This is a genomic window from Shewanella sp. 4t3-1-2LB (assembly GCF_017368415.1).
In the GTDB taxonomy this organism is placed as follows: Bacteria; Pseudomonadota; Gammaproteobacteria; order Enterobacterales; family Shewanellaceae; genus Shewanella; species Shewanella fodinae.
This window is the reverse complement of the sequence record NZ_JAFNJD010000019.1, coordinates 54,810-68,089: the sequence shown is the minus strand read 5'-3', so window position 1 is coordinate 68,089 and position 13,280 is coordinate 54,810. Positions and strand designations below refer to the sequence as shown.

At 47.5% G+C, this 13,280-nt stretch carries 7 protein-coding genes; 2 read left to right on the top strand and 5 right to left on the bottom strand.

Annotation, left to right across the window (positions count from 1 at the left end):
* Nucleotides 1–76: 76 nt before the first annotated feature.
* Both J3L11_RS08900 and J3L11_RS08895 read left to right on the top strand, forming a co-directional pair.
* Nucleotides 77–253 carry a DUF1328 domain-containing protein gene (locus tag J3L11_RS08900; protein WP_133039329.1) on the top strand — a complete coding sequence of 59 codons (177 nt, stop codon included), beginning with the start codon at nt 77–79 and terminating at the stop codon, nt 251–253.
* A 527-nt stretch (nt 254–780) separates the two neighbouring features.
* Nucleotides 781–1,170, top strand: a complete 390-nt coding sequence (locus tag J3L11_RS08895; RefSeq protein ID WP_133039330.1) for a glutaredoxin domain-containing protein — start codon at nt 781–783, stop codon at nt 1,168–1,170.
* Nucleotides 1,171–1,257: 87 nt separating this feature from the next.
* Here J3L11_RS08895 and J3L11_RS08890 read toward each other — a convergent pair whose 3' ends face one another.
* The 5 genes from J3L11_RS08890 to J3L11_RS19650 all read right to left on the bottom strand — a co-directional run bounded on the left by J3L11_RS08890 (nt 1,258) and on the right by J3L11_RS19650 (nt 13,274).
* Nucleotides 1,258–1,755, bottom strand: coding sequence for a GNAT family N-acetyltransferase (locus J3L11_RS08890; RefSeq protein ID WP_207570783.1), 498 nt, complete (start codon nt 1,753–1,755; stop codon nt 1,258–1,260).
* 132 nt (nt 1,756–1,887) lie between these two features.
* Nucleotides 1,888–3,312 (bottom strand): DEAD/DEAH box helicase, encoded by a 1,425-nt coding sequence (locus tag J3L11_RS08885; protein WP_207570782.1) that lies wholly within the window; start codon nt 3,310–3,312, stop codon nt 1,888–1,890.
* Nucleotides 3,313–3,753: 441 nt separating this feature from the next.
* On the bottom strand, nt 3,754–4,614 hold the full coding sequence (locus J3L11_RS08880) for an aspartyl protease family protein (RefSeq protein ID WP_133039332.1): 861 nt from the start codon (nt 4,612–4,614) through the stop codon (nt 3,754–3,756).
* A gap of 69 nt (nt 4,615–4,683) precedes the next feature.
* Nucleotides 4,684–10,806 (bottom strand): hypothetical protein, encoded by a 6,123-nt coding sequence (locus J3L11_RS08875; protein WP_133039333.1) that lies wholly within the window; start codon nt 10,804–10,806, stop codon nt 4,684–4,686.
* Complete coding sequence (locus J3L11_RS19650; RefSeq protein WP_207570781.1) at nt 10,803–13,274, bottom strand: VWA domain-containing protein; 2,472 nt, start codon at nt 13,272–13,274, stop codon at nt 10,803–10,805. Before J3L11_RS19650 ends, J3L11_RS08875 begins: the two co-directional genes overlap by 4 nt.
* Nucleotides 13,275–13,280 lie beyond the last annotated feature (6 nt).

The following is a 13,280-nucleotide window of genomic DNA, read 5'->3' as shown; positions in this document are numbered from 1 at the left end:
ATCATTCACTATTAGACAAACCTTACAAATGACACATTCAGTCATGAGAGGGTTAATACTTGGCAAGGAGATTGATATGTTAGGTTGGGCATTGGTATTTCTGGTTGTTGCCATTATTGCAGGGTTGTTCGGGTTTACTGGAATTGCAGGCACTGCCGCAGGTATTGCAAAAATTATTTTCTTTATATTTATTGTGTTACTTGTGATTTCACTGCTGCTTAATGTTCTCAAGGGCAGGTCACCGCGACCTTAGTTACTATCAACATTCTGCGACTATTTATCTTAATTACCGGCACCGGCATTAATGCTGATCTTAGTTTTATTAGCCCGGTAACCAAGCCGTAAAGCCGAGGAAACGATGACCCAAACGGGTAACAACACCATCGAAAATAGCCTTGAAGTCAAAGAAGACTTCAAGGCTAAAGATCCATATTGCTAAGTCAGTTTTCTTTGTCAAATACACCAATGATTGCGTTAACCTTATTTCTTCGCGTTAGTTCTGCGCGCTAGCTCTTCGCATTAGCCCTTCGCGTTCAACCACCGATTTTGTCAACCCTGACCGTAGTTAACAGTTATTAACGACTCTGAGTTTCTATGCGTGTTACGTCAAAGGCAGAAATTCCCACCTTTGCTTTTGAACAATAAACGCGCTGTTTGTGCCTGCTATCTGCGGTTACCAAAGAGAGACGAGCCCTCAGCACTCGCTCGATTACACCTCGCCTGATAAACTATTACTTTCGTATTCACTAATACACTTATTCCGTACTCACCGGAGATTTCATGCGCCCAATTATTCGATTATTTTTCTTCGTGTTACGCCGCCTGCTCATGCCCTTTATGCTGCTGTATGCTGCGCTGTCCAAACCTAAACCCGTGAGTCGTGATGCCGTAGCACAGGCTCAGGTTGATGCCGATTGTAAAGGACTGACGCTTTATCAGTTCAACACCTGTCCGTTTTGTATCAAGGTGAAAAAAGAGGTGCATCGGTTGGCATTGCCAATCACCATGGCGAATATTCAGAAAGACAGCAATGCCCGGCAAAAACTGGAACAGCAAGGCGGCAAGTCACAAGTGCCCTGTCTGCATATCGTGGACCATGATGGCAATGAACAATGGTTGTATGAATCGGCGGAGATTAATCGCTACCTGCAACAAAGATTTGCCGCTTAAACAATGCAGTTAATGCTGCACAACGCATGGTCAGCAGTGCGCGCTGGTTTATACCTTCGCGCACTTTTTTGACGACGCCTGGTAGAGTCAGACAGATGAATCCGCCAGCTTCTGAAAGGCTAAACGCTCACTCCCATCACGTACATAAATGATGCCGCAATACTGGTAGCCGTTTTTTTTCAATACGCGCCGCATCGGTAGGTTATTTCTATGAGTATCGATGCGCATATTGCCGCACTGCGCCATACACCAATCCAGACAAAAGCTTGCAATGCCACGCTTATCACTGTGTACTGCCAGCCGATGCAACACACCATAAGGGGCTTCGTTCAGCCATTGCCCTGCGTCGATACGTTTGTAGGTAGGTTCTGGCTCTACCGCAAAATAGAAAGTGGCAATAATCTTGTCTTCGTCAACACAGAGATAACATTTACCCTTGTCGATGCCAGCAGCAATCAATTCACGCTGCGGATACCCCTCTGCCCACTGTCCGCCATTCCCATTAGCTGCCATAAAGGCTTTTGCCTGCTCATAGAGTCGCATTATTTGTTCTAAATCAGCCAAGGTGGCTTGGGTAATATTCAATGGCAGTTCTCTATATCAGCGCTTGACGATGGCAGGCAGATTAACATTAACAAGGCTGACACTGCCACCCAGCAACAGTGGCTGCCGAGACAACCGCTGCACCACACTTAATAACGGCTAAAAAACAATGCGCTACTTCTTGGCAGCGCTGCACAACCAAGGGTTATTGGTGGCGCTACTAGCATCAGGATTAGCACCTTGGCTTTTAGCTTCAACCATACCGCCACCTGCAACTTTGCTGGTTGGCCGAGGTTTAGCGCTACGATGCTTTTTCGCTTGTTCCGTGGCGAAGGCACGCTGTGTGGTTGCAGAAGGCGAGTGACTGCCCGCTTCTGGCAGTGCTTTGGGTTTAGTTGCTCGGGCTTGGGCCGCCTTAGATTGCGCTGCCTTAGGCACAAAATTAAGGATAGAAATCGGTACCGCTTTTTTGGGGGCAAACCCGTCAATTTCCTTGCGTACGATTAACTGATTTAAGCGCCTTTCAATAGAACAGAGATTTCTAAAATCATCTTTGGACACAAAAGAGATGGCTTCGCCACTGGCACCAGCACGACCAGTCCGGCCAATACGGTGAATATAGTCATCAGCTTCATCTGGCAGATCGTAGTTAACTACTCGTGGCAAGGCATCGATGTCGATGCCACGTGACGCCACCCCAGTGGCCACTAAAAAGCGCACTTTGCCAGATTTAAAATCCTTCAGTAACTGCTCACGTACCGCTTGGCTGCGGCCACTGTGAAATGCCTCAGCGGCAATACCACGTTTCTCCAACTGACTCACCAGCTTGGCGGCACCTTGCTTAGTCTGAATAAAGATCAGCGCCTGCTGCCAAGCTTCGCTGTTAATCAAGTGGCTCAGTAATGCCGACTTTTTATCTTTGTCTACTGTCACCAGCCACTGCTCAATCTGCGGCGCATTACTGCGGTTATGGGCAATATCGATCTCTACCGGATCCGGCACTACCGTTTTGGCCAATGCCCGCACCTGTTTAGATAACGTAGCGGAAAATAACAGATTTTGTCGCTGTTCTGGCAAACGTTCGATAATCTTGTTGATGTCGTCAATAAAGCCCATGTCCAACATGCGGTCAGCTTCATCCAACACCAACAGCGACAGCTCATCAAAATGCAGCGCCCGTTGGGTATACATATCCAATAGCCTCCCCGGCGTGGCGACCAGAATATCCACACCAGCGATCAGCTGCTGCTTTTGCGGCACATCGCTGACACCGCCATACACGGCCAGGGAGTTAAGCGGTAGATGTTTAGCATAACGAGTGATATTTGTTTGCACCTGCAATGCCAGTTCCCGCGTGGGCGTCAGAATTAACGCTCGCATCCTCTTGGGTCTTACGGGCCCTTTATCTTGTAGTAATTGCAATATCGGCAGTACAAAGCTGGCAGTTTTTCCCGTGCCCGTTTGCGCCCCAGCCAGCAGATTTTTACCTTGCAGGATCACCGGAATCGCTTTGGCCTGAATTGGTGTAGGTTGGCTATAAGCTAATTCAGAAATGGCGCGTAATATCGGATCGCTTAATCCAAGGTTTGCAAATGACATGGTGGGTCTCAGGTAAATAAATCACAGATGTGGGCCACCGTTCTTTAGCAACGGCGCGGGCTAGCTAACAAAACTGCTGGAAATTCCGCCTTCTCGCGGTTAGCGGCGCAAGTATAGTTGAATGTTGCCATCAAAGGTAGCATTAGCAGGAATCAGTGAGCAGTTTACGCTGATGAATGCGTGACAGGGCGGTGGCGTAAAACACTCACCAAGTCTGCTAGCGCGCAAAAGTTCTGGCGGGTTATCATGTTTCACCCGCTTCTACATTTCTTCGCGCGAGTATTTGAGAATGCGATGCCTCTGGCAAAAAACAACCCTGTAGAAAAAACTGCCGCTCCACAATAAAATACAGCCCGTTTTCATAGTTGATTGAACTAAGGTGGTACTGGTTCAGTAAGAGGTTATTAGCCCCCTCATAAAAGGGGCTAACTATTCAAATCATTAATTATGCGAAGGAAGCATCACTTTGAGTTCCTGCCTTGGGAAGTCCAACCTAAACCCAATCAGACTTTCGAGTATGTCACATCCCAAAATGAGACTTGCGGGCTCAGTTGTTGGTGAAGAGACAAAACGCACGGGGATATTGTGCATGGTCATACCACCAATCTTTACCGTCTCGATATTCGCCTTCTTAATTGCGTTTGTATCTTTGGTTGCGCCACGGATCTCACCATCATCAACAAGGTGCGGATCATGTTCTTGCCAGCCAAGTGCCTTTAATACCCCAGAGTTGGCGATGGTTGCAGCAGCACCAGTATCCACTAACGCAGGAATTTGGACACCGTTGAGCGATACCAACACACTAATCAATAAACTATCATCTTTGATAGCAGGGATTGTCATGTAGTTACCCTTCACTTCACCCGAAGGTTCAACTCTCATTTCACGATTTTTAAAGTCAAATACCAATGCTTTATCGGCAAACAAATCCATGCCGATAATTCCCGCTGCTGGCGTTGCACTAGGATTAGGTAGTTCCAACAACCCTATCTGCTTTTCATCAAAGAGTGGGCTGCTGAAACGTTCGATAGGATAAATTTTGGTATTGATATCGCCAGTAGCGCCATGTATGACAATGTCACTGTCCATTCCGACAACATTAAGGATTTTGGCTAATTGGGGGGCAATTACCGTCGATTCCGCGCCGCTATCGACCACCATGTAATATGGGCCTTTCCCATTCACTTGCGTTGCAATTACTGGCCGGGACCGATTATCGTAACGAATCTCGGCCCCGGTAGTAACGGTTGAAGCTATTGCACTAGTCGAAAGCGTCAAAAACATTAAGGCAGTGGTTAACATAGCAATTTCGTATTAACTAAAGATGGAACCAAGCTAACAATCATTGCTTACCGCTAACTGACACTAAGCCTATTTGAGCGAGTTGCTGCCGCTTCTTGGTGCGGCAAGCCAACGCTCCTTCGCCGTTATCAATAATTGCTTGTATTCTTTTGCAGATATCGGCAGTTGCTCTGCGATATGTTCTAGTAGCGTACTCGCTAATGCAGCCTTGTCCATAGCCAGAAGCCGCTGCGCTAGGAGCAATGAAGCGTTAACCAATAACTCACTATTTGTCTCTGCACTTTCGGTAGTGTTCGCCAATGTTGTTGCCGATGAAATTATCCAGTCCGTGTTGGCCTGTTGTATAACATCTTCAATCCAAGGCAATAAGTGCTCATTGTCGCTCATGGCAGAACGATTACCAAATAGCTTTTGCGACAACTCATTTAACTCGCGGTTATAAGGTTGCCAGTCACCTTTTAACGCCTGCGGTGTAAAGGCAGACCGCAGGAGTGCAAATGCTTTATTGTTTTCACTTAAAGATAAATAGAAGCGAGCCCCCGCCAGTTTTAACGTGGCAGATTGCGTATTATTAAGTTGTTTTAAGGCCTCGACAACTTCAGGCATCGATTGAGGATCTGCAGGACTCACAATCGCAGCAGCATTCAGCACAAAGCTATACCATAACGCTTGGCTCTGACGATCATGGGCAACAAAGTTTGCGACCAACGTGAATAAATATTGGAGTTGCTGTTTTGCTGCGGCTTTATCTGACCAACGTGCCATTGCATTTACTAAGTCAAACTGGCTCAACGCATCAGGGCGGCTCTGCACAATACGACTTTGAGGTGTAAAAGGCCGGTAATTTAATTGCCAGGCAAGTGCCTCAATATAAGCACTTGCAACATCAACACGTTTGGCACGTGCAAATATTTGCGCAAGCTGGAACCTTGTATGGGCTGACATGAGCGGAAATTGCTGGACCACTTGCTGCAACTGTTCAACTTGTTCAACGTTTAAGGGGGTGTCTGTCAGTACCAATATTGTAGTGAGCGTTTGTAATTGATGAAGGGTCATTTGCCCCTGCCGCAACACTGTCATTAGTTGGCTCAAATGCTGTTCTAACGTGTGTTGTTTGCTCCACCCTGTTACCAAAAGATCATAGAGGCGCTGCGTTTGCGGCCGCTCATCATCTGCCATAGCCAATAACCACTGCTCAAACATTTCAGTGGCTTTAGGATACTGAGAAAACATTTGCAACAAGTCATCCCGTCTTGGCGATGCTAATAACTGTTCAGGCAATGGTGGCGGAGTCACATCATTTAAATCACCATTGCTATCAAAACGACGGTATAGCAATTGTTCGCGATCAAGAGGAGAACCATCAAACTGCTTCACCCCTGGCATTGAATTACGCCAAAGAGTCCCCAGCACAGCAATCGCCTGAGCACTATCCTTGTGATACACCTCTACCAAATGATGCAGATCAAATAATACGGAACCATCGGAAGGTGTGGTTCTGCGACTTCCTGGTCGCTGGTGAAATTGTTCAACCAAGGGATCATCTGCGAATTTTTCAGCGTATTTGTTGAAGACTTCGCTATATAGAGTTGTAAGTCCTACCGAACCAACGTTTTGCATCATCGATTTATTCAGCCAACTTACCAAAGTATCAATACTCTCGATCTTGGATCCCATGACAGTATTTTGCGATTGCGGTTGCTGCAACCGATCCACAAAATAAAGCAGGTATTCACTGTCAGTATCAGGGTTTTTAGACAACCAATCACTTAGTAATTGGGTAAACTGCCGATAATCGCTTTGCCGCCATAAAAGCTTTAGCTGGGCGCTAAAATAAAGAGGCTCATCTGGACGTAGCTGGCGCAGGTGTGCCAATTCCGCAGACAGTAACGAATCATTGCGTTCAAAGTTCACAATCTCTTGATAGAAAAGCTCGATTTCCTGATCAGTCGCAGTATTTTTAGCTAAAAAGTTTTCAATGTACTTTCGTCGCTGTCCGGGCAAATAACGCGCAACAATATCAGTGGTAAAGTTATACCCTAAGCCTTTGGCAACGTCTTGATGTAGTTTTATCAAAGATGCGAATGCCTGCGCCTTCTCTCCCGTAAAAAACTGGTTCAGAAAACTCACTAACAGGTCAGCTTCAGGGTGCAGGGCCACCACTTGTGCGGCAGTGAAAAGCACGACTGTTTGGTTATCAGGTGCCACATCCAGTAACATCAGACGCGCCACAATGTCTGCAGCGGTTTGCTTACCATTAAACGCATCACTTAAGGATGCTAATAGTTGCGTCTTCAGCACATCTTGCTGACGCTCGGTCAGTGGATGCTGCAACAAATAATTCAACACCTCGTCTTGCAATGGGACGGAACGGCCCAAATGTTCGGCATCCTGTCGCAGTGTTTCATATAGCACCAACAAATCATCAGTAGATAAGGTAATAAACAATCGATGTTTATAACTCAACTCATTTCCCGAATATTCCATGCCTTGAGGCGCAAACTCACTACTGTGTTTGATAGCCAATTGACGGAACTGCACATCTGTCAGTAAAGGATGCCCAAGTTTCGCTTCAATGGTGTTGAACTGTTCTGGCTGAAAGCGCAGCAATTGAAAACACACTAGCTCTGGATTGGCAACATCCATCAAGACTGGCCAGATTTTTTGCGTAAATTCTGCTGAGGGCATGTGGCTTGAAGTCAGATCCAGAAGCGGGAAATACTGAAGTTGGAGGACATAATCAGCCTGGGTCACGGCAACTCGCTTGGAGGCGTCAACGACCATTCTGGCTAACCTAGCGACATCGTCCCACCGTTGCTGTTGCACGGCAAGATTCAATTGCAGCGGAAAGTTGTCTTCAAATTCCGCTTGTTTAAGTAACAGTTGCATTGGCCAACGAGAAACCTTTAAGGTTTTCTCGGACGACTGATCCTGTGAGGCAATCCCCAACTGATGCCACCAGAAATCCTGGCGTTGGCTACGGAATGCGCCATCTTGAGCAAACAATGGGTCTAACTCTGCGTCGGCCGCTTTCGCTACTGTAAAATCCCCACTTACAGCCGAAAATCGTCTCAACAAGGCAGTAATACTTTCTAATCGAGGATAGTCACTGAATTGGGTATTGGTAGTCACTTGGGGTCGGGTTTGGTCAACGACTTCAGCAAACCATTGTTGCAATTCCTGCCGACGTGTTGTTCTCAGCGCAGCGTCAGCTTGCAGCGTCATCAAGAATCCTTCTGCTAATGACGGGAAGTACTTACTCAGATCTGAAAATCTATTAGGTTGCGAATTTGCTTGAAATAGCGGCAGTTGATCAAGTAAGTGCTTCAAACCAACCCAATACCAGTGGTTAGCTATGGATAAATTACCGTACTGCTGATCCAGAACTGCAACTTTAATTAATAGCTCGTAGTTACTTTGATCAACCACTAATGCCTGCCGATAAAAGGTGAGAGCCCGCTGATCATACCCCTCAAATGCATAGGCATCCCCCTTTTGCTGCTGAACATTAATAATGCCAGGAATGTCGCTCATCATTGAAAACGCACGTTCAGCACCGAGTAAATCGCCAGCAGCCAGCAACGATTTAGCAAGATCATTGTAAAGTGACGGTGGAAACTCTTGCCGTAATGCTAACAATCGACGGCTATACAGCAGCTTTTTCTGAATGTTACCGATAGCAGGCCCAACAGATGTACCATCATTAGCAGCGCCCGAGAATTGGCTGACCATTGAACGTAGCAATGCCGGACGCTGTGTTGCACTCAATGCCAACAATAACCGACTGACTTGTTCTGCAGCATCAAACTCGCCCTCGGTTTGCAACAACTCTTCAAGCACCAGCAACGTTCGAGTAGGCTCAAAACCGCTAATTAACTGCTCAAATAAGCGGCGCTTTAACCACGAAAGAGACTGTTTTATGTACAACTGAACGCTGTCAGATACCTCAGAGTTGTTACCAGAGTAGAGATTTAACATTCCGTCGACCGCATTCTGGAAAGTGTTATCGTTGCTGGCAAATTCCATTTGATACTGCAGTAAATTAGTCGCTTTTTCGATCTGCTGTTGCTTTTTCAGTAATTCAACTAATTGCAGCAAGCTATCACTTTTGCCTGGCTGCTGGGCAAAAGCTGCTTGATACTCATCTATTGCTTGCGTAGGTAAACCGGCCATTGCATATAAGCCTGCCGAAAACTCATGATCAATCTGTTCACCGTTTTCCTGCAATTTACCAAGGAGCAGTTGTACTTGCTCTAAACGCTGTTGTTGTGGCGTTTGCCCCTTGCGCAGTGTGGTGCTGTCAAAGGCATTGTTACGCAAGCTGTTAAGGGTGATCTGCTGCCAATACAGTCTAGCGTTAGCAGTATCAACTTGTGCCAACTGTGCCCAAATAGTATTGAGCTTATTGTAGGCCTTTTCTCTGCCATACAAAGTAGCAAGCTGTTGTAATCGATCAATTTCAGTGATGCCTTGCTGTTTCGCAAATTGGTTTATCGCTGATTCGGCTTGTGACGATTGTGCCTGTGCAAGGTAAATTCCGACCAACAAGTTTACATCATTACGACTTGCAGATTGTTGGCGCAAGCGCCCTTCCAACTCAGCTTTCAGGGAGTCTAGCGTGCCCTGCTTTTGCGCTGCCGTTATCAGCAGATTTTCGAGAAAATTCTTGCGGGCGGGTAAAGTCGCCTGCTGCCATAAGCGCTGCCAACGCTCAAACGCCTGCTTAGGCTGACCAAGTCGATTTTCTAATGCCGCAACGTGCAACTGCAGGTCGTAACTTAGCTGACCTCCGGCCCGCTCGAACGTCTGCAGAATACTCAGCGCCTTATCAGGCTGTTGTAACTGTTCATAGTTGTCAGCGAGCGCAATACGCGTATTGCTGCTAGGTGCCAATTGAGCGGACAACTTTTGTAAAATTGCGGCAGCAGCTTGAGTATCACCAGAGCTTAGATAAGTCTCAAACAGAAACAGTTGAACTTGAATTTGGGCGGCTGCATCGGTGGAGTATTGCTGGATCATCTTAATCGCATCGTTGGTCATGCCCATGGCAATCATGCGTTTCGCAGCGTCCAACAGCACGGTCAAATCCTTGGCGTTATTTTCAGCCAACTGATGATAAACTGCTCTTGCCGCGCTTAGCTGTCCCTGATTGACTAGCTCCGTGGCTAAACCGTTATAAAAACGAACCTCATGAGGCTGGCGCTGTATTTGATTTTTGTAGAATTGGATCAACTTGTCTGAGCTATCAGTCAACGCCAAAATCTGGACTTCTAGAGACTTAAGTTCGGGATCATTGCTTTTACTAATGACAGCTAAGGCATCTTCATACCGCCCTAACTCAAGCAATAAGTCCACTCGCAGTTGCTGCACTATCTTGTCGTCTACATAGCGACTAAGAACGGTCACCGCTTGGGTTAACTTTCCAGCTAATCGATAAGCTTCGGTAAATAAAGACAAGGCATAGCGTTTGTCACTGGTCTCAGTAGCAGTTTTGTAGGCTAGCCATGCAAACTTCGCTGCCTGGTCATATTGTTGTGCCGACAAGGCCCAATCAGCACTTTGCAGTGATTGAGCCGCCGTCGGCGCACCATCAAACTTTGCAGCTAGTTGCAATGCCTTTAAAGGCTGACCATTAATGGCAAGCACTTGTGCGACAGCAAATTGCTGTTGTGGATATTGCTCTGCGTATTGTTGCAATACCTTAGGATCATCCGCCAACAGGGCCATTCTAAGCCGGATCTGCATTTTTGCCGCATCGTCTGTTAGCAAAGCGAGCAGTTGTCGATAGCTGTCCAATGCACCACGTTTGTTCGCTGATGCCTCTTGCAGACGGGCGAGCCAACTCAGTGACAACGGGTCTTTCTTTATCGCTACCGCCGCAGTTAGCAATGTTCTCGCTTGCGCGATATCGCCTTGCCGCCAAGCGATGGCACCAGCAAGTAACGTGGCTCTCGCTTTATCAGCTCCGCGGGTGGATGACGCTGCCAGTTGTTGTAACTGTTGTTGCAGTGTAACAACACCCCCCTTGGAGGTGATTGATTGTTGATAGAGGCTATCCAACATCATCGGATTGATTGATTCAGAGGATATCAACTGTTGCACACTCACTGTGCCAACATTCGCCATTACCGACGGAAGATATAAGCCACTAATAGCTAATGCGATGAGTAAAGGTTTTAAAAACGGGCTCATACTCGGGTTCCTGATACAACAAGGGCGCGCGGCCAACGGCGGTAAATGAGTTCAACGAAGTAAAGCAACAGAGCAGCAAACAATAGCCCTGGGTATAGAGACAATCCGGCAAGCCCCATCAGTGTAGGAGAAACTGTTGGCAAATTCGCGAGGGTGCCATCCAGTTGAACACCGCCGGACAGATGCACCACTTGGCTGAGTAACATCGACCATTGCTGCGACACCTGCTGCTCTGGGGCTATGTCACTTGACGCCCCATTGGCTGCGCGTTGAAGGTGTACACCATCGCTCGCTTGTAGCAGCACATCAGCACTGTTTTTAATATCCAAATCTGCGTGGTAGAGAGTTGGTGAACGCTGCTGTAGCGACAAATTATGCCAGGATTCAGACGACTGGGACTTCCACTGTAACGTCGGCTGACGGACGTCTGCAGCGACATCTAACTGTATCTGTAAACGATTAAATTGGCGTTCACTGTGCAGCTGTAAGTGCTGCTGCATATTGGTCAAAGAAGTGATTTGCTTGCCCAACCATTGCCCATATTCTGGCCACTGTTGCCACCCTTGAGTCCCACTGCCTAAGGGGTCTGTCATAAAAGCGCTGACACGGCCAGCACCGTAACGCCAGCTGCTTACCAGTGGATCGCCTGAGTGCGTTTCCTGCCAAATCACTTGGGCAGCGGGTTGGGGTTGCACTTTGGCATAATCTTGCAAATGTACTGGTAAAGGTGTCTGCGTCGCAGTGTGTAACAGTTGAAAATCACCGCGGCGCAAAATGGATTGCGGCTCCGTTGCAGGCCGATGCAGATTAATCTCCACCATATTGAATTCATTATGGATCGCATAAAAACGGCCTCTGCCCCAATTGGCAATTTCCGCCATGCGTTGTTCCCCATCGGTGCTTTCGCCCACTAATACTGTAGAAACGTTAATTTGGTCCTGGGCAATAAAACGTAACAGACGTTGATAGTTTTCCTCTTCGACGGCCGCATCGGTGATCAACAAGATGTGGCGGTAACGGTTGTGACTGTTTTTCAGTCCAAAATAAGCTTCTTGGATGGCGGGGAATAACTCACTACCGCCTTGTGCCTGCAATCGACCAATGGCTCTTTCCAAATCATCTGGATGCAGCGCTGCCTGCATCGGTACAGCCCATTGACGAGTACCATAAAACTCAACAATACCCACCTGATCTTGAGGCTTAAGTTTACGCACCGCTAAACGCGCGACTTGCTTGGCCAGTTCCAGCGGCCGTCCTTGCATAGAGCCTGAACTATCAATGACAATCGCCAACGATACCCCGGGCTCGCGTTGCTGTTCCTGCTGTTGCAGTTTGACGGGTAACGCCTGCGCGAGGGGTTGTGTTGCCATACCGCCCTTTGAAAAAGCGATTTCCCCACCGGTATAGAAGAGGCCTAAGCCATTTTCAATAGCCGTCAGCAACCGTTTTTGTGTCAACTCAGGCAACGCTGTGCTGCCTATATCATCTAGCATCACAGCCTGATACTGCGCAAAGTCCGTATCTGCCGCTAGTGGTAATTTTGCCTGCACAACCTGAAAGCCACTTCCGAGCAGTTGCTGCATTTGCCGCTCAGCTTGTGGATCGTTTCCAACAAACAACAGTGAATAAGCAGGCTGTGCCGCCAACCATAACTGACGTGAGGCAAATTGTGTCTGCTTATCAGCAGTGGTTAAGCGTAATTCAACGGCGGTAAACTCCTCGCTTACAGCCCCCAGTGTTAGAGAAGTTGATATTGATGAGTGTCCCCGCCACTGTTCCGCCACCAGCGATTTTTCAGCAATGAGATGATCCGCTTTAAACACTTGCAGACTGAGTGACTGATGGTAATTATCGATGCCCTCAATGCTGACATGGAGCGCAGGCTGGCTACCAATACGCACGGCATCGCTCTCCGCATTAGCGATAAAAGGTGTCTGCGGTTTCGCTGATAACCTTATCCAATTGAGCACAATGCCGCGTTGTTTTAGCAAAGTGAGGTCCCGCGACCAGTGGGGATCAGTCGCTTGACCATCACTCAGCAATACAAGATTGCCTGAACTGCCAACGGGCACTAGGGACAACGCCTGAGACACCAATTGCGACAACGATGACTGCGCGCTGGGGAAATAGTGAACAACTAATCCATCAATAGCAATCGGTGTCCCAGCCAACTGCAACACATCCACATTGGCCTTGTCCTGTATAGAGGCTAACTGTTGCTTAAGTAACACCACGGCTTGCGCTTTCGCCTCATCGGAAAGACTATCTGATTGATCTAACATCACCACTGTATGTTGTTGCGCCACTTGATGAATAAGCACAGGTTGCATCGACGCCACAATCAAACTGGCTAATAACACGCAACGCAAACTGCGCTGGATGCGACTGAAACGGCGACCGAGAAACCATACGAAGGGCAATATCACTAACAATAGGGCATACCAAGGATGCAAGAAGGTTACACTCACGCCATA